This is a genomic window from Segatella copri (assembly GCF_015074785.1).
Classification (GTDB): domain Bacteria; phylum Bacteroidota; class Bacteroidia; order Bacteroidales; family Bacteroidaceae; genus Prevotella.
This window is the reverse complement of the sequence record NZ_CP042464.1, coordinates 2,642,101-2,667,102: the sequence shown is the minus strand read 5'-3', so window position 1 is coordinate 2,667,102 and position 25,002 is coordinate 2,642,101. Positions and strand designations below refer to the sequence as shown.

At 48.8% G+C, this 25,002-nt stretch carries 19 protein-coding genes; 11 read left to right on the top strand and 8 right to left on the bottom strand.

Annotated elements, in window-relative coordinates; translation table 11 throughout:
• The first annotated feature begins 1 nt into the window (after position 1).
• The 3 genes from porU (at position 2) to ispF (ending at position 5,461) form a co-directional block, all read left to right on the top strand.
• Positions 2 to 3,640, top strand: coding sequence for a type IX secretion system sortase PorU (gene porU, locus FO447_RS11115; protein WP_200756381.1), 3,639 nt, complete (start codon positions 2 to 4; stop codon positions 3,638 to 3,640).
• 19 nt (positions 3,641 to 3,659) lie between these two features.
• Positions 3,660 to 4,838, top strand: coding sequence for a type IX secretion system outer membrane channel protein PorV (porV, locus tag FO447_RS11110; RefSeq protein ID WP_200758572.1), 1,179 nt, complete (start codon positions 3,660 to 3,662; stop codon positions 4,836 to 4,838).
• Positions 4,839 to 4,981: 143 nt separating this feature from the next.
• On the top strand, positions 4,982 to 5,461 hold the full coding sequence (gene ispF / locus FO447_RS11105; RefSeq protein WP_006848000.1) for a 2-C-methyl-D-erythritol 2,4-cyclodiphosphate synthase: 480 nt from the start codon (positions 4,982 to 4,984) through the stop codon (positions 5,459 to 5,461).
• Between the two features lie 61 nt (positions 5,462 to 5,522).
• On the opposite strand, the gene FO447_RS11100 is transcribed toward ispF, so the two are convergent.
• A complete protein-coding gene (locus FO447_RS11100; RefSeq protein WP_200756378.1) occupies positions 5,523 to 6,530 on the bottom strand; it encodes an IS110 family transposase in 1,008 nt (335 codons plus the stop codon).
• 789 nt (positions 6,531 to 7,319) lie between these two features.
• On the opposite strand from FO447_RS11100, the gene FO447_RS11095 reads away from it, so the two are divergent.
• The 3 genes from FO447_RS11095 to FO447_RS11085 all read left to right on the top strand — a co-directional run bounded on the left by FO447_RS11095 (position 7,320) and on the right by FO447_RS11085 (position 10,802).
• Entirely contained in the window at positions 7,320 to 8,588 is a 1,269-nt protein-coding gene (locus tag FO447_RS11095) for a glycosyltransferase family 4 protein (RefSeq protein ID WP_006847998.1), read from the top strand.
• The gene (locus FO447_RS11090; RefSeq protein WP_144154098.1) at positions 8,585 to 9,361 is read left to right on the top strand and encodes a glycosyltransferase family 2 protein; all 777 of its coding nucleotides are present in this window, start codon (positions 8,585 to 8,587) and stop codon (positions 9,359 to 9,361) included. The genes FO447_RS11095 and FO447_RS11090 overlap by 4 nt, the downstream gene beginning before the upstream one ends.
• 1,057 nt (positions 9,362 to 10,418) lie before the next feature.
• On the top strand, positions 10,419 to 10,802 hold the full coding sequence (locus FO447_RS11085; RefSeq protein ID WP_234698991.1) for a hypothetical protein: 384 nt from the start codon (positions 10,419 to 10,421) through the stop codon (positions 10,800 to 10,802).
• 7 nt (positions 10,803 to 10,809) lie between these two features.
• Here FO447_RS11085 and FO447_RS11080 read toward each other — a convergent pair whose 3' ends face one another.
• The 3 genes from FO447_RS11080 to FO447_RS11070 form a co-directional block, all read right to left on the bottom strand.
• On the bottom strand, positions 10,810 to 13,128 hold the full coding sequence (locus FO447_RS11080) for an ATP-binding protein (protein ID WP_200756374.1): 2,319 nt from the start codon (positions 13,126 to 13,128) through the stop codon (positions 10,810 to 10,812).
• Positions 13,129 to 13,290: 162 nt separating this feature from the next.
• Complete coding sequence (locus tag FO447_RS11075) at positions 13,291 to 13,500, bottom strand: hypothetical protein (RefSeq protein ID WP_118192097.1); 210 nt, start codon at positions 13,498 to 13,500, stop codon at positions 13,291 to 13,293.
• A gap of 245 nt (positions 13,501 to 13,745) precedes the next feature.
• On the bottom strand, positions 13,746 to 15,119 hold the full coding sequence (locus FO447_RS11070; RefSeq protein WP_200756372.1) for a sigma-54-dependent transcriptional regulator: 1,374 nt from the start codon (positions 15,117 to 15,119) through the stop codon (positions 13,746 to 13,748).
• A gap of 237 nt (positions 15,120 to 15,356) precedes the next feature.
• Here FO447_RS11070 and FO447_RS11065 point away from each other — a divergent pair, with 237 nt between their 5' ends.
• The 3 genes from FO447_RS11065 to FO447_RS11055 are packed head-to-tail and all read left to right on the top strand — an operon-like array spanning position 15,357 to position 17,726.
• Positions 15,357 to 15,905, top strand: a complete 549-nt coding sequence (locus FO447_RS11065; protein ID WP_022120365.1) for a serine O-acetyltransferase — start codon at positions 15,357 to 15,359, stop codon at positions 15,903 to 15,905.
• Between the two features lie 20 nt (positions 15,906 to 15,925).
• Positions 15,926 to 16,642, top strand: coding sequence for an IspD/TarI family cytidylyltransferase (locus FO447_RS11060; protein WP_022120364.1), 717 nt, complete (start codon positions 15,926 to 15,928; stop codon positions 16,640 to 16,642).
• Between the two features lie 7 nt (positions 16,643 to 16,649).
• Positions 16,650 to 17,726 (top strand): NAD-dependent epimerase/dehydratase family protein, encoded by a 1,077-nt coding sequence (locus FO447_RS11055; RefSeq protein ID WP_200756370.1) that lies wholly within the window; start codon positions 16,650 to 16,652, stop codon positions 17,724 to 17,726.
• On the opposite strand, the gene FO447_RS11050 is transcribed toward FO447_RS11055, so the two are convergent.
• Positions 17,723 to 18,592, bottom strand: a complete 870-nt coding sequence (locus tag FO447_RS11050; protein WP_117728052.1) for a LicD family protein — start codon at positions 18,590 to 18,592, stop codon at positions 17,723 to 17,725. The two genes, FO447_RS11055 and FO447_RS11050, sit on opposite strands and share 4 nt — an antisense overlap.
• A 122-nt stretch (positions 18,593 to 18,714) precedes the next feature.
• Here FO447_RS11050 and FO447_RS11045 point away from each other — a divergent pair, with 122 nt between their 5' ends.
• Positions 18,715 to 20,151, top strand: coding sequence for a lipopolysaccharide biosynthesis protein (locus tag FO447_RS11045; protein ID WP_200756368.1), 1,437 nt, complete (start codon positions 18,715 to 18,717; stop codon positions 20,149 to 20,151).
• Here the strand turns inward: FO447_RS11045 and FO447_RS11040 are convergent.
• Positions 20,087 to 21,061, bottom strand: a complete 975-nt coding sequence (locus FO447_RS11040) for a glycosyltransferase family 2 protein (protein ID WP_200756366.1) — start codon at positions 21,059 to 21,061, stop codon at positions 20,087 to 20,089. The genes FO447_RS11045 and FO447_RS11040 overlap by 65 nt on opposite strands.
• Before the next feature lie 47 nt (positions 21,062 to 21,108).
• Positions 21,109 to 22,446 carry a DUF6080 domain-containing protein gene (locus FO447_RS11035; protein WP_200756364.1) on the bottom strand — a complete coding sequence of 446 codons (1,338 nt, stop codon included), beginning with the start codon at positions 22,444 to 22,446 and terminating at the stop codon, positions 21,109 to 21,111.
• A 228-nt stretch (positions 22,447 to 22,674) separates the two neighbouring features.
• On the opposite strand from FO447_RS11035, the gene FO447_RS11030 reads away from it, so the two are divergent.
• Complete coding sequence (locus FO447_RS11030; protein WP_200756362.1) at positions 22,675 to 23,544, top strand: beta-1,6-N-acetylglucosaminyltransferase; 870 nt, start codon at positions 22,675 to 22,677, stop codon at positions 23,542 to 23,544.
• A gap of 3 nt (positions 23,545 to 23,547) precedes the next feature.
• Here FO447_RS11030 and FO447_RS11025 read toward each other — a convergent pair whose 3' ends face one another.
• Positions 23,548 to 24,987, bottom strand: coding sequence for a DUF6080 domain-containing protein (locus FO447_RS11025; protein WP_200756360.1), 1,440 nt, complete (start codon positions 24,985 to 24,987; stop codon positions 23,548 to 23,550).
• Positions 24,988 to 25,002: the final 15 nt, after the last annotated feature.

Below are 25,002 nucleotides of genomic sequence, written 5' to 3'. Positions count from 1 at the left end.
TATGAACACAACAAAGGTTTGGAAATACATGCTGCTGGCATGTCTGCTCATGCTGGTGGTTCCTGCTCAGGCACAGCGATTCTTCAATCTGACCTCTTCAGAAGTCAGAGTAGATTCCGTGTTGCCCCGTTTCGTGTATTCCATTCCTCTGACCGGTGCATATCGTGACTCCGTATATACCGTCAGCCTGAAATATGGCGAGTATATCGACATGACTGCCTCCGACATCGCCAATTACAACCGCCTGTCGGGTGCAGTTCCTCCTGAGCAGGTATTACCCCAGCAGCGGGTTACCGAATGCCGTAAGCAGGGCGTACTCCAGATAGATTTCAGTCCTGTCGTGTTCCGCAATAATCGCCATCAGCTGCTGGTCAGCTTCATGCTCCAGGTAGATGCCCGTCCTCTGAAGCGCTCCGAGCGTTCCAGTCGAGGTTCTCTGTTGGCTAAGGGCAAAGTATCAGCCTTCACTTCTTCTGATGCTTTGCGCTCAGCCTCTTCCCTCTATGCCTCCCATTCCGTCCTAGCCTCAGGCAGATGGGCGAAGATCAGAGTCAGCGAAACCGGTTTCCATCAGCTTACCGATCAGGTAGTGCGCCAGGCAGGCTTCTCCGATATCAGCAAGGTGAAGATTTACGGCTATGGTGGCAATCTGCAGAACGAAGCCCTTCTGGCGAGCGAACTGCAGGCTACCGACGATTTGCAGGAAGTTCCCCAGTGCATCGTTGGCGGCAAGCATTATTTCTATGCCGAGGGTCCGGTTTCCTGGAAGTCCGAAACCGCCCTCCAGCGCATCCGTAATCCTTATTCCGATTACGGCTACTATTTTATTACCCAGACCGATGGAGAGCCTCTGGTGCAGGATTCAGCCACCTTTGTCTCTTCCCATTATCCGCAGTCATACGATTACCATTCCCTCTACGAGTCAGATGGTTACAGCTATTATCATGGCGGCAGAAACCTCTTCGATGCAGAAGAGCTGAAGGTGGGCGATGAAAAGAAAGTGGTAATCACGAATACCACCGGTTCTGCGGCAGGCAAACTCTCCGTAGCCCTGACTACCACCACAAACAGCGTGGCTCAGATACTGAAGAATGGCAAGGTTTTGGGCGAAATCACCCTTTCTCTCAAAGATGACAATCCAACGGAGGATATAGCTTACCTCAAGGCTACAGAGAAGGTTGCCACTTATCCCATTTCCGATTTCCAGGATAAGGATACCATCTCCATCAAGGTCATGTCGGGCGCTTCCATCCGCCTCGATTATATCTCCGTAACGTGGGCAGAGCCTGGAAGCTGTGCCTTTACCGCTGCCAACCTTGCCGCCGGTGGAAAGATTCCGGCTGCCCAGTATGTCTACGGCATCACCAACCAGGATCATCATGCCGATGGAGCAGCCGATATGGTCATCATCATCCCGACCTCACAGAAACTGCTGAAACAGGCACAGCGGCTGAAAGAATTTCATGAACAGCACGACGGACTGCGCGTTACCATCGTGCCTGCCGATGAACTCTATAACGAATTTTCTAGCGGTACCCCCGATGCCAACGCCTACCGCCGCTACCTGCGCATGCTTTCTGATAAGGCGCAGAGCGAGGCTGACATGCCGAAATATCTCCTGCTCTTCGGCGACTGCGTATGGGATAACCGCATGCTTACCTCCGGTTGCAGAATCCTGAATCCAGACAATTATCTGCTGTGCTTTGAGAGTGAAAACTCCTTCAGCGCCGTAAACTGCTTCGTCAGCGACAGTTGGTTCGGTATGCTCGGCGAGGGAGCCGGACTGTATCCTAGCCGTGAACTGCAGGATGTAGCCGTAGGCCGCTTCCCGGTAACCTATGCAGAAGAAGCCAAGGTGCTGGTAGACAAGACCATCAGTTATGCTCAGAATGCCAATGTAGGCGCCTGGCAGAACACCCTGATGTTTATGGGCGATGACGGAAACGGCAACCTCCACATGCAGGATGCCGATGAGGTGGCAAATGATGTGCTCACCACCTATCCCGCCTATCTCGTCAAGAAGGTGATGTGGGATGCCTATACCCGCGAAACCTCCTCTTCGGGCAATACCTATCCCGAGGCAACGAGAATCATCAAACAGCAGCAGGCTGCGGGAGCCCTCATCATGGATTATGCCGGACATGGCGATCCTACCCAGATATCGCACGAATCGGTTCTGAAACTCAACGATTTTGCCGATTTCCGCAATACCAACCTGCCGCTCTGGGTAACCGCCTCCTGCGATATCATGCCGTTCGACGGGCTCGATGCCAACATCGGAGAATATGCGCTGCTTAACGATAAAGGCGGCGCAGTAGCCTTCTATGGCACCACCCGTACCGTTTCCTCCCTGTATAACAAGTATATCAACCGCGCCTTCATCTACAGAGTGCTCAGTCTGGTAGACGGCAAGCCTGTCACGATGGGCGAAGCACACCGTCTGGCTCAGAACGATCTGGTGAGCGGCAACGGCCCGACTTCCGGCTCCGATGTCACGGTGAACCATCTCAATTATTCCCTCTTGGGCGACCCGGCTCTTGCGCTCAATCTGCCTAAGCGTCAGATAGTAGTAGATTCCATCAACGGCATCCCTGTTGCCGAAACCGCAACCCTGCCGATGCTCAAGGCAGGCTCTATCGCCCGCATGGCAGGTCATATTGAGGGAGCAGACGACTTCCGGGGCGTCATCACCGCTACCGTAAGAGATTCCAAGGAGACGGTTACCTGTCGCCTGAACGATACCGGCAAGGATGGCGCCGAGAAGGCTTTCGAATACAAAGACAGAACCAAGACCCTGTATCAGGGCACCGATAGCGTAAGAGGCGGCAAGTTTGCCTTCTCCTTTGCCGTTCCGCTGGATATCAATTATTCCAACCAGAGCGGTCTGGTCAACCTCTATGCGGTGAATACCGCCAAGACCCTCTCCGCCCACGGCTCCAGCGAGCAGTTTACGGTAGGCGAGAGCGAGGAGCAGAAGAACGATTCCATCGGTCCTTCCATCTACTGCTATCTCAATTCGCCTTCCTTCGTAGATGGCGGCAAAGTCAACACCACTCCGTTTTTTGTGGCAAAGATAACCGATAAGGACGGAATCAATGCTGCCGGAAGCGGTATCGGCCACGACCTGCAGCTGGTGATAGATGGCGACATGTCGAAGACCTACGTGCTGAACAGCAATTTCACCTACGATTTCGGAACCTATACCAGCGGTTCCACCTATTACAGCATACCGCAACTGGAACCGGGCAAGCACGAACTCACCTTCCGAGCCTGGGATATCCAGAACAACAGTTCTACGGTGAAGCTCCGTTTCAATGTGGTGAAGGCACTGAGTCCGGCGCTCTTCGATGTGGGCGTAACCGCCAATCCGGCTAAGACCTCCACCACCTTCATCATCAGTCACGACCGCACAGAGAGCGATATGGACGTGGTGGTAGAAGTGTTCGATTCATCGGGCAGACAGCACTGGCGCCATTCCGAAAGCGGTGTACCTACCTCGGGCAGCTATACCGTAAGCTGGGACCTCACCTCCGATAGCGGCACTCCTCTGGGCACCGGCGTATATCTCTATCGCGTCAAGGTGGCGAGCGATGGCAGCAGCTATACCTCTAAAGTCAAGAAACTCATCATTATTAAATAAAAATATATTTACAATGGCAATGAAAAGAATCTATAAGATATTCGTCTTGGGATGTCTCGCTCTGATGGCATCAGAAGTGAAGGCGCAGGATAAGAAAGATCTCTTCAATCCTGTGAACTATGCAGTCATTTCACAAACCATAGCTCCTGATGCCCGTGGTGGCGGTTTGGGAGATGTCGGTGCGGCTACCGACCCTGATGTCAATTCCCAGTACTGGAATCCGGCAAAATATCCTTTCACCATTTCGCGTGCTGGTGTGTCGCTCAGCTTCACTCCTTGGCTGCGCTCGCTGGTCAATGATATGAATCTTGCCTATCTCTCTGGCTATTACCGCATTGGCGATTACAGCGCCGTATCAGCATCGCTCCGCTATTTCAATATGGGTGAAGTGTTTACCAGTCAGGAAGGTGCCGAGAGTGGCACGGGTATGACCATCAATCCTTACGAGATGTCGGTCGATGTGGCTTATTCTCTGATGCTCAGCGAGAAGTTCTCTCTTGCTGCCGCCATCCGCTGGATCTATTCCGATATGCGCTTCGATTATACCGAAGACAATTCGCCAGCCTCCGCTTTCGCAGCCGATATTGCTGCCTATTACCAGAACTATGTGGTTATCGGCCAGCGCGAATGCCAGTTGGGTTTGGGTTTGAATATTTCTAACATCGGTAGTAAGATTACCTTCAGCGGCAAGGAGTATGGCGAGTTCCTGCCAGCCAACATGCGTCTGGGCGCTTCGCTGATGATTCCTATCGACGAGTACAACCGCGTTACCCTGGCAGCCGATGCCAACAAGTATCTGGTGCCTACCGTTCCTAAGCAGGAAGAGGGTGAGGACAATTCAGAATATGAAGACCGTGTGCATCGTGAGTATGATGATATTTCGGGCATCAGCGGTATCTTCAAGAGTTTCAGCGATGCCCCTGGCGGTTTCAAGGAAGAGCTGGAGGAAATCAACTACGGTCTGGGTGCCGAGTATGTATATAATGATAAGTTTGCGCTCCGTGCCGGTTATCATCACGAGAGTCAGAGCAAGGGTAACCGCAAGTACTTCACTGTAGGTGCCGGTTTCAAGATGAATGTCTTCTCGCTCGATGCTGCTTATGTGGTGGCTACCGCCAAGAGCAACCCGCTCGACCAGACCCTCCGCTTCACCCTGTCGTTTGATATGGATGGACTGAAGGACCTGTTTAAAAGGTAATGTTGAGTGTTGAATGTTGAATGTTGAATGAATAGTGTTGAATGTTGAATGTTGAATGTTGAATTAGGCTAGCGCCCTTGAGTCCGTTAGGCAAAAATTCAACATTCAACATTCAACATTCAACATTCAATTAATTTAAAGCGATGAATATACGTGTAGGATTTGGATATGATGTCCACAAGCTGGTGGAGAACCGCGACTTGTGGCTGGGAGGAATCAAGATAGATTATGAACTGGGATTGCTGGGCCACAGCGATGCCGATGTGCTGATACATGCCATTTGCGATGCCCTGCTGGGCGCTGCCAACATGCGTGATATCGGATATCATTTCCCGGATACTGCAGCAGAAACACTGAATGTGGATTCTAAGATACTGCTCCGCAAAACGATGGAACTGATAGCTACCAAGGGCTATACACTGGGCAATATCGATGCTACAGTCTGTGCCGAACGCCCTAAACTCAACCCGCATGTGCCTGCCATGAAAGCCTGTCTGGCAGAGGTAATGGGGGTAGACGAAGACCAGATATCCATCAAGGCAACAACCACCGAGAAACTCGGATTCACGGGCAGAATGGAGGGTATCTCTGCCTATGCCACCGTTCTTATCCAGAAAGGATAGAACGCAATCAGCACGCCCTGTTTTACTCTAATTGAGCAAGCTTTGAGCGTATTTTTTAACGTTAATTATATTTAACGACCCTTGGGTCTTGCCTAATGAAGTTTGCGTCATAGTATTCACCTTTTTCCACGAGGGTGAATATGATCCTTAGCAACTTGTTTGCTATGGCATTTAGTACATAATGACGCGGCTTTTTATCTATTAAAGTACGTCTCTCGTAATACAGTTTAATCTCCTTGTTGTGCAATCTGGCGCTTTCTGCGCAGATGTACAACAAGGTCTTTGACCGTCTATTACCAATCTTGGATATATGTGCTCCCTTGTCCATTTTCCCCGATGATTTTTCGTATGGCGCAGTTCCTGCATAAGCAGCATATTGGCGCGCTGTAGTTATTTTTGTGAAATTCTCTGTTTTTACCAATAGTTCTACTGCGGTAATCAGCCCAACTCCATCGACACTTTTAACAAGCTCATAGTTGTGGCGAATGCTCTCATGTCCATTTATGACTTTCAACATTTCTTTTTCCGTCTCTGCAATTTCCGTGTCCAACATCTCTTTGATGCGGTCCATGCTTCGCTTGACGGTAAGACTTCTGATAGGACGACAATCCTCGCTCTTGTCGGCTGTTATTAGCTGCTTACGCTGTTCTACAAGCATTTCCCGGTGGCGTGCCAATTGACGAAGCTCATATAGAGCCTCTTCTGGAAACGTCTTGTATTTCAGCTTATCAGGATATCTCTCTCCAAAATCTCTGAGCAGTGCACAATCCAGGACATCCGTCTTGGCACGGTCAGGGGTAGCTCTGTATCTATGGATGACATATCCACCCACAAAGGCAATCTTCACATTGCTATCCATGCAGCACTTCAAGAGAGTATCACCATAAACTCCGGTATGCTCAGCAACCAATACAGCATCGCTTGGAAGGGTTTCTAAAAACCTTCCGATACTCTTAAAATTGTTCTTTACAACCTTATGTGAAGGGTGGTTTGATACTTTTTTTGATGTCAAGTCGAAAAAACTTACGTCAAATTTCTCTTTTGCCAAATCTATTCCGTATATTTGCATATTGAATAAAGTTTTTAATAAGAAGGGTGCTCCGTTCTGAGCGGCTACAACTATACTACGAGTCCTGTCTTGTTCTACACAAGCAGGCTAATTTACTCTCAAGCTTCTGCTCAGAAAATATCCAGTTCCCCAAACAGGGCTAAGCCTTTACTATGCTAGAAAGGGCACAGGGTTAACGCTGGATATGGAGTATTCTTCTTTTTTTATTGTACTTATCTAATTTTCTGCAAAGTTAACAAAAGTTTGCAGATATAAAGATTTTCACCTCTTTATTTTTCCAAGTGCAAATATAATAGAAAGGGCAGAAGCTTTATATTCAGCAAAATGTAGGAAAAGTGTCAGAAAGTTGTTAATTTCCGTTTCTTTTGTTCATTTTTGCTTGATATATATCAAAAAAATGCAAAAACGTCACACTTTCTTGGCTGAATATTTGGTGAATAGCCGAAATAGTAGTAATTTTGCAGCGTCAAAAGGTTAATAGATTGTTTAGGTTAGTAGTAATAGATTTAGGTTTTTAGTTATTAGGTTTTAAGGTAGATTGTTTAACCGATAATTGAGAAAGTCGTGAGACTATTTTGATTAGATTTTTTAAGTTAAACATATTGCATGCCACAGCTCGTTGAGAGTTGTGGTATGTTTTTTTATGCCCCTTTCTCCCCCTTCCGTTTCCTCTTTTCCGATTTCCTCGAAAAAAACATGCCTTTTTATTTTGTTTTGTCTCCGATTTGTACTATCTTTGCAGTATCAATCAATATACGCAGCTTTTTGCGGTATCAAAAATATACGCAGATGAGAGTACTCATAGTAAATACAAGTGAAAAGACAGGCGGAGCGGCAGTAGCAGCCAACCGCCTGATGGATGCCCTTAACAACAATGGCGTTAAGGCAAAGATGTTGGTACGCGACAAGGAAACAGAAGACATCACCGTGGTCAGTCTGCCCCGTTCGCTCAGGTTGCAGTGGAACTTCCTGTGGGAGCGCTGGTGCGTGTTCTGGCATCTCCATTTCTCCCGTCAGCGCCTCTGGGAGGTAGACATGGCAACATCGGGCACCGATATCACCAGGCTCCGCGAGTTTCAGGAGGCAGATGTCATCCATCTCTCCTGGATCAACCAGGGCATGCTCTCACTCAAGAACATCCGCAAGATAATCCGCAGCGGCAAACCGGTGGTATGGACCATGCACGATCTCTGGCCAGCTACCGGCATCTGCCATTATGCCCGTGGCTGCAACCGCTATGCCTCCGCCTGCGGCAACTGTCCGCTTCTCCCCAATAAAGGCAGCAAGAACGACCTCTCAGCAAAGATATTCCGCCGCAAGAAGGAACTCTACCATCGCGGCGCCATCTCCTTCGTCACCTGTAGCCGTTGGCTCGAACGGCAGGCTAAGGGCAGCGGTCTCTTCGTAGGGCAGCGCATCACCAACATCCCGAATCCGATAGATACCCACGTGTTCTGTCCGCAGGATCAGGCAGAGGCGCGTCTGCGTGCCGGTCTGCCAGCCGACAAGCATATCATCCTCTTCGTATCCCAGCGCGTAACCGACGAGCGCAAGGGCATGCGCTATTTCATCGAAGCCATCGACCGGCTGGTAGCACGCTATCCTGAGATGAAGGAGAATACCGCCATCGCCATTCTGGGCGGCCATTCCGAGGAAGTAAACCTCACCCTGCCGTCCTATTCGCTCGGCTATGTCAGCGATGAGAAGCAGATTGTGGCAATCTACAATTCGGCAGATGCCTTCGTGCTGCCATCGCTCGAAGATAACCTCCCTAACACCATCATGGAGTCGATGGCGTGCGGCGTGCCGAGCATCGGTTTCAGGGTAGGAGGTATACCGGAGATGATAGACCATCAGCAGAACGGCTACGTGGCCAACTACCGTGATACCGAAGACCTGGCGAGCGGTATCCACTGGGTACTCGAAGAGGCCGACAGGGCAGCTCTGAAGCAGGCATGTCTACAGAAGGTAGCACAGAACTATTCGCAGCATGCCGTAGCATTGAAATATATTGAAGTTTATAACGAGGCGATGGCCTACAAAAACTATAAGTTATGATTAAGTTCACCGTCGTAACCTGTACGTACAATGCCGAGAAGGAGTTGCAGCGTACCCTCGACAGCGTGCAGCGCCAGACCTACTGCAACATCGAGCACATCATCATGGATGGCGGTTCCCGCGACCGCACCCTCCAGCTGGTGAAGGCATATCAGCATCGCAATGCAGTAGGCGAGAGCTCGCACGAAATCGTGGTGATATCAGAACCCGACAAGGGACTTTATGATGCCATGAACAAGAGCATCGACCGTGCTACGGGCGATTACCTGGTGTTCATGAATGCCGGCGACACCTTTCCTACAGCCGATACGCTGGAGTACGTAGAAGGCTGTGTAGGCGAAGGCGAAGTACTGCCCGGCGTACTTTACGGCGATACCGATATCGTGGACGAGATGGGCCATTTCCTGCGTCATCGCCGTCTAGCCCCACCCAATAAGCTCACGTGGCGTTCGTTCATCTGGGGCATGCTGGTATGTCACCAGTCATTCTATGCCCGCACAGACATAGCCCGTGAGATTCATTACGATCTGCACTACCGTTATTCGGCAGATGTAGACTGGTGTATCCGCATCATGCGGGAGTCATCTCGCCGCAAGTTGCCGTTGCGCAACGTCCATGCCGTCCTCACCCATTTTCTGGATGGCGGCATGACCACGCAGAACCACAAAGCCTCCCTGAAGGAGCGTTTTCAGGTGATGCGCACCCATTACGGCCTTCTTCCCACCCTTGCGGTTCATGCCTGGTTCGTGATAAGAGGGGCTGTAAAAAGGTAAAAAAGTAAAAAGGTAAAAAAGTAAAAAGAGGCTTTAAAAGGTAAAAAGAAGAAAATTCCGTTTGGCGTTCTGGCTTTTTCTAACGCCTATGGGAAAATGATATTTTTCTTACGTCTAGCTTGTTTTCGAAGTGTGAAAAATGTAGACAAAAAAGGGAGAGTGTGTCGTAAGTCTAGATAATTGCAGCCGAGGACGGGCTGAAGGCCCAAAAGCTCCTAGCCCAGGGCGTATTGGATGTGACTTATGACGCACTCTCAATTTGTTAAACAAGCTTTGAGTTTCATTGATGAAAAGTCCTCTTCATTAACTGTTCTTTTGTACGCAAGTTCATGCAGAAAAGTACTGATACGGTTCAATCAGCTAACTCAAGTAGTTCAATCAGTTAAGTCAAGTGGCTCAATCAGTGAGTCCAGCCGTCTGTGTAACCCAGTTCAGCCATATCTGCAACCCGATGCAGTCGAATCCTTAACCCGATGCAGTCGAATCCTTAACCCGATGCAGTCGAATCCTTAACCCGATGCAGTCGAATCCTTAACCCGATGCAGTCGAATCCTTAACCCGATGCAGTCGAATCCTTAACCCGATGCAGTCGAATCCTTAACCCGATGCAGTCGAATCCTTAACCCAACGCAGCCATATCTGTAACCCGACGCAGCCGCTTCAGTTGGTAAACGGAAGTACATCGTTTGTTTACCTCATTTAAGCGCTCAATGACTACCAGGGCAAATTACCTTTTTTTGATGACTACCAGAGCCAATAATAGGTACCATCAGGGCCAATCATGTGTTTTCTGATATGCCCGAATGACTACTAGGGAGAATCTTAAAAATATATATTACTGAATATCAGACAGTTAGGTGCAGATTTTTCTTCCCTACACTATACCAAGTATATTATATATATACATTTACATCTTTTACACTATACGTAATACGGGAGGAAAAAGATTTTTTTTTTCAACATTTCAGCTCATTTTGCCTGAAAAAATGTCTAAAACTCTTGTGCGAATGAAAATAAAGTCGTAACTTTGCGCTATAGAATTTTAAAACAGATGGTTATGAAGTACTTAGATCCTAAGGCAGACCTCACGTTCAAGAATATATTCGGCAATCATCCTGATCGGTTGAGAAACCTCCTGTATGTCCTTCAGTCACCCAGCGAGGACGAGTTGATACACCTGCAACAGTATCTGCCGTCAGTAGAAGAACTGGAAATTTCCGGCTTTACAGATGCCGAGCTCCGTGCCTACGACAAATTCTGGGATTCGGTAAGTGTTGAAAGAACCCTCCTGGATGACAGATACCAGAAAGGCAGAGAAGAAGGCAGAGAAGAAGCTATGAACCTGCGTAGCCTTGAGATTGCCAGGAATATGCTGGCAAAGGGGAGGGATGCATCGACAGTCTTGGAAATAACAGGATTGTCGATGGAAGAGATACAATAGCTGATAGCTAGAGGAGAGCCCTCAGGTCGGCGATGATGGCCTGGGTGTAGGCTCTTATCTGAGATTCTGACAGATCGCTGATATGCTCGGGAGCGAGGGCGGCGATGTGCTGGCGGGTCTCCATCTCTATCATCGTGGCGATAGGGAGGAGCTTGTGGGCTGTCTTGCCGATGGCTTCTATTGATAACTCGCCTTCTGTTGCCTGCTGGAGGTTCTGGAGATGGGATGACAACTCCTGCTTGACGGTGCTGAGTATCTCGGCTTCTGCCTCCGGATCGCCTTCTGCAAAGGTCAGGAGGGGTGCAAAGCGGGAATTCTTATTGGTTTTCTCTGTAATATCCTCTGCTTCTGATGATGTTTTCTCTGCTATATCCTCTGTTTCTGATGCTGCATCCTCCAATCCGAGGATTTCTTTCAGCTTCTCTGTGCTGAACGGCTTGAAGAGGCAATCGTCGAAACCGGCTTCTTTCAACTCTCTGATGATGCTGGCATCGTGGGCGGTCATCGCTACTACCTTCATGTGGCTGTGGTTGATGTGCTGAATCATCCTGATGCCGTTCATCTCGGGCATTTCGATATCCATCATCATCAGCGCAGGATGCTCGTTGTGGAGCACGGTGAGCGCCTCGGCTACATGCAGACAGGCAAAGACTTGCCAACTGTCGCCTACCAGCTTCTTCAGCATTTCCTGAAGCAGACGGAGCTGCAACGGGTCGTCATCGAGCAGCAGTATCTTGTGATTTTCGAAATGGGGCTTGACTGGGGTGAGCGGCTTCTGCTCTTCTGCCTCTTCTGCTGCAGGAGCGGTGCCTAAGGCAAGCGGAATGGTGACGGTGAAGGTGCTGCCCTTGTCCTTGACGGATTCCAGACGCAGGGTGCCCTGGAGCAGATTGACCAGTTCCTGGGTGATGTTCAGTCCGAGACCGGTGCCCTCTATGCCCTGGGCACTCTTCAGACGGGTGAACGCCTGGAACACCTTCTGGCGCTCTTCGGTGGTCATGCCCTTGCCGGTATCCCTTACCGAGAAGGTGAGGAGGTGCTGGGGACTGATGGCTGCCTGGATGGTGACGCTGCCCTTATCGGTATACTTGATGGCATTGCTCACCAGGTTGTTGAGTATCTGACGGATACGGAAGGCATCGGCACGGTAGTAGGTCTGCGGACTGCTGATGCCATCGAGCTCCAGATGCAGTTCCAGTCCCTTCTCCTGGCTCAGGATCTGCATCTCTCCGGCACACTGGCGGAACATGTCGGCAGGCGAGAAATCTACAGGGTTCAGCTTCATCAGTCCGTTTTCCAACTGGTGATAATCGAGCAGGGCGGCAACGAGCCGGGAGAGATGGGTGGCAGAACCCTTGATGCTGTTGAGACAGGAGATGCCTTGCGGGTTGTCGACATAATCCTTCATCAGGTCGATGAAGCCCGAGATGCTGGCAGCCGGAGCCTTGATGTCGTGGGTGATGGTGAGGAGCAGGCGTTCGCGCTGGTTCATGATGCGCCTGATTTCCTCGTTAGCCTCTTCTAGATTCTCGCGGTAGATGCGTTCCTTCTGCGTATCGCGGTAGATGTAATAGACGAGGATGACGGCGGCCGTGATGGCTACGATGGCAAGCAGACCTATCTGCCAGAGCAGATTCTGGCGCGCCTGCATCGCCTGGTTGATAGCCTGCTGCATCGCCTGACGTTCGCGCTGGTGGATATCGTTGAGCTGCTGGGAGGAGCGCAGGGCGAGGCGGGCATTGGTTATCTGCAGGTCTCTCACCTCGCGGTTGATGGCCTCGTGGTTATCGCGCGTAGACTGCTTCTCCTTGCGGTCAATTTGTTCCAGGATATTGGCTACGTTTCCGGCTAAGTTGACCGGGGTAGAGAGGGTATCGGTGATAGCCTGGTTACTGTCGCGTCTGATGCTGAGCGTTTCGGCATGTTCCTTCCTGAAGGCATCGGCAAGGCGGCGGAAGAAGCCCTTGCGGGTTTTCATCACCTCTACGGTGGTGTTCTTTGCCACATGAGTCTTGGGTGCCTTGGAATGCACGACAACGGAATCTTCGCCACTGTTGAGGCTGTTCATCTTCTCGTGCAGATAGTTGTGGGATGACTTGCCCTGCATGGCGCGGGTAAGCTGCTGCAGATTGGTCTGTTCCTCCTTGAGCAGGTTGGACATGGTGCTGTCGGCTGCCTGTCGCTTTTCGATATAGTCGCGGGTTGCCTGGTTGATAGCGAGCACGGTTGTGGTGTTGCGATATACCAGCCCTATCGCCAGAATCAGTACGATGGCGACGATGATGTAACCCAGGGCTACCTTGAAAGGAACGTTTGTTTGCTGCATCTTCTTATCTTTTAATGTTTTGAGTCTTTTTGCTATTTGCGTGCAAAGTTAATCAAAAATGCGATATAAACCAACGAAAACAGGAGATAAATGCCAAAATCTGGTCATCTATCTCCTGTTTCATTGAAAGCGACGCGTAATTACTATTTTCTGAAGGTGGATTTACTCTGCTACGGTTGAATCCACTGTTGCAGCTGTAGTGTCTGTAGGAGTCTCTGCTGGAGTCTCAGCTGGTGTTGCTGTTGTGTCGGCTGGAGCTACTGTGTCTACTGGTTCTGAACCTGCAACGTTTACCATTCTGTTACCTGCAAATACATTGCTAACTGATACCATTGCTACTGCTGCGATAACTGCAAATACTAACTTTTTCATAATTCTTTTGTTTTTTAATTGTGAATATTATTGTTTATTAATTCTCTTGCTGAAACTCATTTGCGAGTTCGCTAAATAATATCACAATAGGCGTGCCAGAAATCGATGAATTTGGTTAAGTATCTGATAATCAGAAGAGATGATGTTTCGTGCCAGAAATGGGGTGTGGGGAAAGTGGGGAAAAGGTGTAGAAAAATTCCCCAATATAGTGTGGAATATATTGGGGAATCGGGGTGTGGCATGTTTTACTCCATGCCGTATTTCTTCATTTTGTTGTAGAGAGTCTTGCGATCGATGGCAAGCAGTTGGGCTGCCTTGCTCTTGTTGCCGTGGGTGGCTCTCAGGGCAGCGGCGATGCTTTCCTGTTCCGATTGTTCGCTGTGCAGCTGCATATTGATAGGTCGGGCTGTGGAGGTCTGTGCCATCGTCTTCTCCAGTTCCTGGGCACCGATATACTTGCCACGGGTGAGCAGGGTGGCGCGCTTCATCACATTATTCAGTTCGCGCAGGTTGCCCGGCCAGTCGTATGAGGCAATGATTTCGGAGGCTTTGGCATCCAGTCCGAGCACATTCTTGCCCAGTTCCTGGTTGGCATGCTTGATAAAGAGGTTGGCAAAGAGGAAGATGTCGGCACCTCTGTCCTTGAGGGCAGGCATGTAGATGGTAAACTCGTTGATGCGGTGATAGAGGTCCTCTCTGAACTTGCCTTCGGCTACCGCCTGCGCCAGATTCTCGTTGGTGGCACAGATGAGTCGGATATCCACATCAATCTCCTGCGTGCTGCCCAGCGGACGGATTTTTCTCTCCTGCAAGGCTCTGAGGAGCTGCACCTGTACTTCGTAGTTGAGGTTTCCCATCTCATCGAGGAAAACCGTTCCGCCGTTAGCTATCTCGAAGGCACCCTTCTTATCCTGTTCGGCTCCGGTAAAGGCACCCTTCTTATATCCGAAGAATTCAGATGCCGCCACCTCCTTAGGAATGGCGCCGCAGTCGATGGCATAGAAAGGCTTGTCCTTGCGCAGACTCTGTTCGTGGATGCTGCGCGCCACATATTCCTTTCCGGTGCCGCTGGCTCCGAGAATGAGCACTGACATCGGGGTTGGGGCAACGAGCGAAACGAACTCGTAGAGCTGCTTGGAAGCCTCGCTTTCACCTTTTATATATCTAGGCACCTCCGTAGCGCCCTGCTGTTCTTCTTGGGGCGCATCCTGCATGGCGGCAGATTCCGCACGCTGAGGGGCTGGAGCCGCAGAAGCAGCCGACTGGATAGCCTCACGGATTTTCTCTAAGAGGATTTCGGGATGGAAGGGTTTAGCCACGTAATCGGTAGCACCCGATTTCATGGCACATACAGCATTCTGAACCTCTGCATAGCTAGTCATTACGATAAAAGGCAGGTGGGCATCGGACTTTCTGATATGCTGGAGCAATACCAGTCCGTCGTGGTCGGGCAGGCGCAGGTCGGAAAGAACCAGATGGAATGCATCGCCGGCTCCCATCGCTTTGATGGCAGCGCCTACAGATGTTACCCTTTCCACATCGAATCCTTTCTTTTTGAGCCAAGTCTGTATCATGGTTCCGAATGCCAAATCGTCTTCAACAATCAATATCCTCTTCATAATGTTCTGTTTTATCCTCTTCTAAAATATCGTTATATATAACTTTGTGCAAAGGTACGGAAAAGTTGTATGGAAAGCTATTTAATTCACATTATTTAGCAATAAAACTGACTAAAATTCTACAAACCCTGTTCTATTATCTTATTTTTAGTGAAAAGAACAATTGTTTTCGGATAAAAGCATGCTAGTTGCTTTATTTTTTGTATCTTTGCAAAGATAAAAATAAGATTTAGAGTCATGAATCCGATAGTACAAACCATCATATTGTCAGCTTCGGCGGTGCGCATGTTGCCGCATATCGCTCTGTATCTGCTCCATAAGAAGGAGATAGACGCCGACCTGCTGAAGGTGCAGGACAGGAAGCCTACGGTGCTCAACCTGATTAAGGCATGCACCCGCGAAAGGAGTTTCCGCAATCTGTTTTATTACCGCATGGGCGAATACCGTTCGGTTTTCATCAGCTGGCTGTTGCCTCCCGAGCGTACGATGACCATTTGGTGTCCGCATATCGGGAAGGGTGCACATCTGGAGCACAGCTATGCCACCTATCTCAATGCAGAAAGCATAGGCGATGACTTCTACTGTCTGCAGATGGTGACGCTGGGCAACGGCAAGGGCGGCAGGCCTACCATAGGAAATGACGTGAAGATTTATACCGGCGCCACGGTCTTCGGCGGCATCCATATCGGCAACCACGTGACGATAGGCGCCGGTGCCGTGGTATTCCAGGATATTCCCGACGGGGCTACCGTGGTAGGGAATCCGGGGAGAATCATTCAGAAATAATCAATTTAAAGATAGAGAATATGAACTATGCATTGATCATAGCCGGAGGTTCTGGCAATAGAATGGGACAGGACATCCCAAAGCAGTTTATGCATGTAGACAACTGTCCTATCATCATCCATACGATGATGGCTTTTCAGAAGCATCCTGATATTCAGGGTATTGCTGTGGTATGTCTGGCAGGTTGGGAAACGGTACTGCAGTCGTATGCCAACCAGTTCTGCATTACCAAGCTGAAATGGATATTCCCTGGCGGAAGCAATGGTCAGGAGTCGATCCACAATGGTATCTATGGCTTGAAAGAGGCGGGATGCGGTGATGACGACCTGGTGCTGGTGCATGATGCCGTGCGCCCACTCTTGTCGCAAGACATCATCTCATCCAATATCGCCATCTGCCAGAAGTATGGCTATGCCATTACGGGTATCAAATGTAGAGAGGCTATCCTGGAGAGCGAAGATGGTTTTACGACCAACACCAGTATTCCGCGCGACAAACTGATCCGTACCCAGACACCCCAGACCTTCCGTTTGGGCAATCTGATAGCAGCCCACGAAGAGGCTAAGGAGAAGGGTATCGCCAATTCGGTGGCATCCTGTACCCTGATGGCAGAACTGGGAGGCAGACAGATGCATATCGTGCCTGGTTCAGAGAAGAACATCAAGATAACCACCGTTGAGGATCTGGAGATACTGAAGGCACTGATGAAGGTTCAGCCTGAGGCTTGGTTAAAATAAACATGTTATGATAGGAAATTCACCATATAAGGAAGATATTGCGCGCCTTTTCCGGGAAGGTTTGGAATTGGGGCGTCTGCATGGCAAAACCATTCTTGTGGCTGGTGCTACAGGATTGGTAGGAGGCTGTGTGGTTGATGTGCTGATGCAGAATCCTGCCCGGTGCTACAAGGTGATAGCAGCCGGAAGAAACAAGGAACGTGCCCGACAGAAGTTTGCTGCCTATTGGGAGGATGAATCTTTCTTCTTTGCAGAGATAGACGTTACCCAGCCTGTCATCAAGAGCATGGACAGGATGATAGGGGAACCAGTCTATAATGAGTTGGCTGAGGGCGCTGATTATATCATCGATGCAGCCAGCAATGCGAGTCCTAACTTCTTTAAGCAGAACCCTGTAGAGGTGATGAAGGCAAACATCAACGGCGTATCCAACCTGCTGGAATATGGATTGAGTCACCGCATGCAGCGCATGGTTTATATCTCTTCGGGTGAAATCTATGGCGAGGGCGATGGCTCTGAATTTACCGAGAAGAGCAGCGGCTATGTGGATTGTGCATCGGTGCGTGCCTGCTATCCATCTTCCAAACGTGCTGCCGAAACGCTCTGCATGGCATACGGAGCAGAGTATGATGCCGATGTGGTGATAGCCAGACTGAGTCATACCTACGGTCCGGGCTTTACGGAGAGTGACAATAGGGTGTATGCCCAGTTTATCCGCAATGTTCTGAAGGGTGAGGATATCGTCCTGAAGAGTAAGGGTGAGGCTTTCCGCTCCTGGCTTTATGTGGTAGATGCCGCCCATGCCATCTTGCGCCTCCTGCTGGATGGCGAGAGGGCAAATGCCTATAATGTGGCTCATTCAGAATCGAATATCTCCATCCGCCAACTGGCAGAGCTGATAGCCCGGAAAGCGGACAGAAAGGTGGTGTTTGATATTCCTGAGGCGGATGCGCAGCAGGGCAATACCACGCCTATCACCAAGGCAACCTTCAGTACGGATAAGCTCAAGGCTTTAGGCTGGAAACCGCTCTTTGATGTAGAAGAAGGTTTCGGACATACCTTGCAGGAAGTGAGGGAAGGCTAAAGCTTTCTTTTAATCTCATCCCATGTTTCCCGCTTTTCCATGTTCAGATAGTAGCGAAGGTGTTTCTCTACTCTCTGTTCTACGGGTGGAAACTTCATATAGTCGCCAAAGAAGTGGCGCAGATAGGTATCAGCCTGCTCTGGCAGCAAGACGGTGGTATCCTCGAACGGGAATTCCTTGCCCTTGCCGAGCCATTCCTTCGGGAAAATCTCCTTATAGTGGTAGGAACCCGTATTCACCAGTACGTTCTTCGCCTTATCGAAGTCATACCGGTGACTCATCTCGTCCATCTGCTGGATGAGGCGGTGGCGCATCTTGCTGCGGCAGAAGAAGGCGAGCGTCTTGATGGCAAAGCGGCCCCAGGTTTCCTTGTGCAGGAGCAGGGAGATGTACTCAAAGAAAGTATTGTGGGTGGTTACGGCATTCAGACGGTTGATGGTCTTAGAGTATTTGCGATACAGCGCCTTTGCCGTTTCCAGGTCATCGTCGGTGGCATCAAGAGGGAAGATATCTACGTAAAGACCGATGATGCAGGGACGCTCCTTCTCCTCGATAAGGGTGGTTTCGCGATTCACGAGTTTGGAGAAATACAGAGGGTATGACTCGTTGTTGTACGGAGTTACTACCTCGTATTTGCCAAAGTCTTCATGCTTGGCGATTTCGAGCAGACGGTCGTAGTCGGGGCGTGGCATCAGTACGTCGATGTCATCGTCCCAGGGAATCATTCCGTGGTGACGGGCGGCTCCGATGGCGGTGCCGGCACAACAGTAATATCTGAGGTGATACTTGTTGCAGATTTCGATGAAAGCCTTCAATATATCGAGTATTGTGGCGTTCCATTCCTTCTTGATGTTCTTAATATCCATATTTTTTTCTGTTTTACGGCTGCAAAAGTAAGCAAAAAGTTTTGAACTTCAAACTATTTATGCTACTTTTGCATTCTAAAAAGTAAAAACAAGTAATATTCCATATTTATCAGATAGAAACGATGGCAGAATCATTAAAGGAAAAAACCGCCAAGGGATTGTTCTGGGGAGCGATGAACAGTGGCTCTACCCAGGTACTCAATATCCTCTTTGGCATCTTCTTGGCGCGTTTGTTGTCGCCAGCCGATTATGGTATCATCGGCATCCTCACCATATTCACCCTGATAGCGGGCAATCTGCAGAGTAGCGGGTTTACCCAGGCACTGGTGAATATCAGAAAACCCACCGACAACGATTATAACTCGGTGTTCTGGTTTAATGTCCTGGTGAGTCTTACCATGTATGTGGTGCTCTTTTTCTGTGCGCCGCTGATAGCAGATTTCTTCCATCAGCCTTGTCTCACCTCCCTGTCACGCTTCGTGTTCCTGAGTTTCTTCATCTCTTCGTTTGGCATCGCCCAGAACGGATATATGATGAAGAACATGATGAACAAGGAGATTACCATCGTTAATTTCATGGCTCTGATCAGTTCGAATGTCGTGGGACTGGTGCTGGCATTCAACGGCATGGCTTACTGGAGTCTTGCCTGGCAGCAGGTTATCTTTATCCTCGTGCTGAATATAGGAAGATATTATTATACGGGATGGCGCCCGAATTTTCATATCGATTTCGGACCAGTGAGGAAGATGTTCGGATTCAGCGTGAAACTCCTGGTTACCAACATTATCAATACGGTGAGCAACAATGTATTGACCTTTGTCTTCGGCAGGTTCTATCCGATTAATGATGTGGGTAACTATAGTCAGGCATACAACTGGGACACCAAGGCTAATTCGTTTGTTGCCAATACGGTGGGACAGATAGCTCAGCCCGTCTTGGCTTCTATCCAGGACGATAAGAACCGCGAGTTGCTGGTGTTCAGAAAGATGCTCCGTTTCACGGCATTCCTTTCTTTCCCATTGATGTTTGGCTTGACTTTGGTATCACGCGAATTCATCCTGATTACGATTCATGAGAAATGGATTGCCAGTGTGCCGCTGTTGCAGATTCTCTGTGTGAGCGGTGCCTTTATGCCTATTTACACGCTTTATCAGAATCTGGCTATCAGCAAGGGACGTTCTGATGTGTATATGTGGTGCAACATCGGTCAGGTAGTGGGTTTGCTCGCCTTGGTGTTGTTCTGTCATCAATATGGCATCCAGACCATGGTGATAGCCTATACCTTATTTATAATAGTCTGGCTTTTGGTCTGGCAGTGGATGATGAAGCGTGTTGCCGGATTGCGGTTTCTGGATGTGGCAAAGGATATACTGCCATTCATGCTCTGTGCGGCAGCCACGATGGTAGTTACCTATTTTATGACCCGCAGCCTGCAGAACATCTATCTCCTGCTGCTGGTTCGTCTGCTGGTTTCAGCCACCATCTACTTCTGTATCATGAAGCTGCTGAAGGTGCAGATATTAGAAGAGTGTATAGCTTTCTGTAAGCGAGGTAGATAAGATTCACCCTCTTGACAGGTACCCCCTTTTTGATGAGGCTGATGATGAGGCTGATGAGGCAGCTCTTAGGCTTGTATGCGAGCGCCTGATCCACCTTTTCGAAGGCTACATGAGCGTTTGCCGCCCAGCGGTAGGCATTGACGATGCCTATCTCTGTGGCTCTGAGGTACTGATGCTTCTTATCGTTCTGCTCGAAAAAATCGATGAGTCGGCGGGTTGATTTGAAGTATGACAGGAGATTCTTTTCAGAGATGTTGTGATTGTAGGAATTCTCATTGTCGGTACGGTAATAATATACCGCATCATCGATGTTCACCTTTTTGCCGTAGAACATGAACTGGGCATTCCAGAAAAGATCTTCTGCATAGTTGATGCCCTCTTCAAAGAATATCCTGTGCTCCATGATGAGCGAACGCTTATAGATTCTGCCCCACAGCCGGTTGGTGATGATGTTCTGGCAGACAAGCAGTTTGAGCAGCTTCTCATTAGAAACTTCAAAAGGTTTCTGGAGTCTTCCTGCTTTTCCTTCGTACCATTCCCGGTAGCCGCCATCAATCAGGTCGGCATGGCTACTAACTGCTTTTCCTGCCAGCTTCTCAACTGCATCTTTCGGCAGCATGTCATCGCTATCGGCAAATAAAAGATAATCGCCTGTAGCTGCCATCAGTGCCGTCTGTCTTGCAGCGCCCACGCCCCGGTTTCTGTCGTGGTGGATGATGCGTACCTGTTGTGCTCTTTCAGGATATTCTTTCAGGAGCGATTGTAGGATACCGATACTTTTATCGAGGGTACAGTCATCTACAAAGATGTATTCGATAGACGCATACGACTGCTCGAACAGTGAACGGGCGCACTGTTCGATATATTTTTCTACTCCATAGATAGGGGTTAAGATACTTATTTTCAGCATGATGGTTTTAATCTAAGATACTTTTTTATCTTGTAGGGTTCTCTTTTTTATCTTGTGAGATACTGGAATATCAGCGTGCTGTTATAGAAGAACAGGAAGATGGTGATAACTGCGAGTGTTCCACGAAGATAAGGCAGATATTTCTCCTTACAGTTTCTGATGATATATCCGATACAAACCGGAATGATGAACGCCCAATGGGCAGCCATGATATAAACCTCGTTCAGTCCGAATCCCATGACCAGATGAATGAAGGCGTCGCATGCCACCCATGAGGCAGTGAGCCAGAGAAAGGCCGATCTTCTTCCCATCCAAAAGCCCATACACAGCAGAATCACGATGATACCCTCTATGATATAAGGAACGGGTGTCTGGTATTTCACGAATATCGGGCGGTGGCTGTGGATATCTTCCAGCAGATGTTCTCTGTGCAGGATAAGCGATTCGCCAAAAACGTTTTCTACCAGTGATTCTGAACGGGAGATAGACATATCTGCCCATGAAAGCATGCCTCGTTTCTGGATATTCTTGCCAGCGATAGCCTTATCGTGCTTCTGTTTCTGGTCCATCTTAGCCCTAAAAGTACTGTCTTTCGCAGCTTTCTGAGCCACGAGCCGTTCTCCTTCCAGGCGATTAGGAATAATGAATGCCTTATTCTGGTAGATGCCTGCAGCACCTATCAGAAGGGTAGGCAAGATGATGCCCAATGCCAGATATTTCGGGCGGAAGAGTTTTTTGCCATTGGTAAAGAGGGCGGCAAGGAAGGTCTTGGCGCCATTGCTCAGCGTGATGCCTGCCGTGAAGAAAAAGAGCAGGGCTGTTTGCCACCAAGGCATGCTGCGGTGTTCCTGCTGCTGTTTGCCTGCCAGATAAAGTGTCATCGACAGGAAGAAAAGCGACATGCCGAAATGGTCATCCACAAAGGTGACGAGCAGCACGTAGGCAAAGGAAAAAAGCATCGCTGTGAGCACATTGCTGTCTATAGCCTTCAGCTGCATCACCTCTCTGAAGATTCTTCTGAAGAAGAGGGTGGAGTAGGTGGAGAAAAATGTCATCATCACCGCCACGATGATAGTTGCCCAGTTGCGGGAGGTGAGTTCTATCAGCCAGCCGTTCAGTAGCGAGAAAGGATAGAGGAAGAAAGGGAGCATGGGATGGCGATACTCCGTGTAATACACCTTCCACTTCGAGAGGGTAAGGTAGGTGTAAGGGTCGAAACCTGAAATCTGAAAGTTCTTGGTGAAGAGCGTCCAGAATCCTGCTTTCGGTTTGCCGAAATCATCAAAATGATAGGTTATCATCAGCACATTGAAGGCGATGATAACGATGAGTGTAATCAAGGCAAAGAGCCTTTCTTCTTTTTTAATTCTAAATATATTGTTCATTCTCTGATTATTTTTTTGCTGGGCTGATGCATGCCGCATCTCCTTCTTAGCGCTGCAAAAGTAATTGTTTTTTCTGAATATTCAAAAAGAAAGGCTCTATTTTGTGTCTTTTTTCTGATAAAAACGGAGTTTTATTTTGTATTCTCTTTTATTTGGTGTATCTTTGTCGCAATGATGATGAAAAAGTCATCAGGACGGACAGTTGGATAATAAAGATAAATAATGACAATGAAACATGCTTTTTTGATAATGGCTCATGGCAGTTTACCGCTTCTGAGGGTATTGCTGTCGATGCTCGATGATGAGCGCAATGATATATTTCTGCATATCGACCGGAAATCGGATATGCTGGATGGTGCTGAACCGCTGGTTCTTTCCAGGGCACGCCTCTTTGTGTTGGAACAGAGGGTGGATGTGCGTTGGGGAAATCTGAGTCAGATTAAGGCGGAGTATGTGCTTTTCGAGGAGGCTTTGAAGCATGGACCTTATGCCTACTACCATCTGCTGAGTGGTCAGGATTTACCTATCAAATCGCAGGATTACATCCATCAGTTCTTTGAGGAGCATCAGGGTAAGGAATTTGTGGGCATCAATCATGGTGAGGAATTTGAATGGGATTGCCGCCGGAAGATGATGCGTTATTGGCTATTTACCAGTCTTACCCGCTCGAAGTATGGGGCTTTGAATGCCATTACCAGGCGACTGAATAAATATCTTTCGATGCTGCTCATGCCGTTCCTGCATCGCCAGAAGATGGATTTTGCCAAGGGAGCCAACTGGGTGAGCATCACGCAGGCATGCGTGGAGTATGTGGTGAGCCAGAAGCCGTTTGTATTGAAAAGATTCAATTATACCTTCTGCCCTGATGAGTTCTTCCTGCAGACCCTGGTATGGAATCATCCCGATTTCCGGGCCGCCTTGTACTCAGAAAAAGATGAATATGAGGGCTGTATGCGACTTATTGACTGGAAACGGGGCAATCCATACGTCTGGACTTTGGCAGACAAAGAGGAGCTGGAACAAAGCAACCGCCTCTTTGCCCGTAAGTTTGATATGGAGCATGAGGATATCATCCGCTGGATCAAGGCTTCTTGCTAATATTTATCCTAGCATGTAGCCTACCAGCAGATATCCGTTGCTTATCCACAGATAGAGGGTGATGGCGAGCATTAATCCTCTGAAGGCCCATTTCAGGTTCTTTCCTTTTGCCTTGAGCGCCAGGAAGGCGATGGCGATAGGGAGGGCATACATATAGTGGGAAGTCATGATATATACCTCGTTGATACCGAAGCCCAAACCGATATGGAGGGCAGCATCCATCAGGAAAAATGTCAGGGTGAGCCAGAGAAACTTTGCTTTTCTTCCGGCAAGGATGCCAAGTAAGAAAAGCACAACGATGCATGCCTCTACCACATAATTGACCGCAGACTGGTATTTCACGATAACCGGACGGTTGCGCAATACATCGCCCAGAAGGTTCTGCTGGTGCAGCATGATGCTTTCACCGAAGAAATTCTCGACCAGAGTTTGCGAGCGGGAGGTCGTCTTGTCGGTCCAGTTCATGAATTCGCCCTTGGCGATAGGCTTGCCCGTGTTCTTGTTCCATATCTGTTTATGGTCACGAACATATTTGGCATGCGCTTTATCCTTGATGATTTTCTTGACGGCAGCTTCTACCTTTGCCGAGTCTTTCACGCCAGTGCTGTCGCGGTATTGCTGGTAAATCTTGGCTGTGGCTTCCTTGTTTTTCTTCATCTTAGCCTCGTGTCTTGCCATCTCCTTAGGCCATACGAAGGTGCGGTATTCCCATCTGGCGAAAGCCCACATGAGTGCGGCAGGAAGGATGACTCCTATCAGGAAGTATTTGATACTGAAGAACTTTCTGCCATTGGTGAAAAGGGCGGCAAGATAGGTCTTCAGACCATTGTTGAGCGATACGCCCGCTGTAAATACAAAGAGCAGGATAGTCTGCCAGATGGTAAGCTGTCTGCCTTTCTTCATGCATACGCCTGTGATATACAGGGTGCAGAGGAGTATGATCATCGACATGATGAAATGGTCGGGTACCATCGCTGAAACCATCACATAGGCGAAAGAAAAATAGAAGGCAGAGAGCAGATTGGCATCAAAGCGCTCTGTACCAATCACTTCTCTGAATATACGGTAAAGAAAAATGAAGGAATAGAAGGCGCAGAACACCAGGATGGCTCCCACGACAAACTGAACGCAGTTGATGCCGGTAAGCATCATCAATCCTTGATTTATCTGATTCGGGATATACATGAAGAACGCCAGCAGCGGGTGGCGGTATACGTTATATTCTGTGTCCCAGTGAGATACGATGCTATAGGTAAGCGGGTCGAAACCTGCCACATGGAAGGTCTTGACAAAGAGTTTGTGATAATTATCTGTAATCTGCGAGAACTGGCTGTGGTATTTGATGACAGTCAGGGCATTGAGGGCACATGCTATGATGAGTGCGACGAGTGCTGAAACTCTTTCCTCTTTCTTGATTTTAAAAATATCGAATATCTTTTTCATATCTTTCTTTTATCG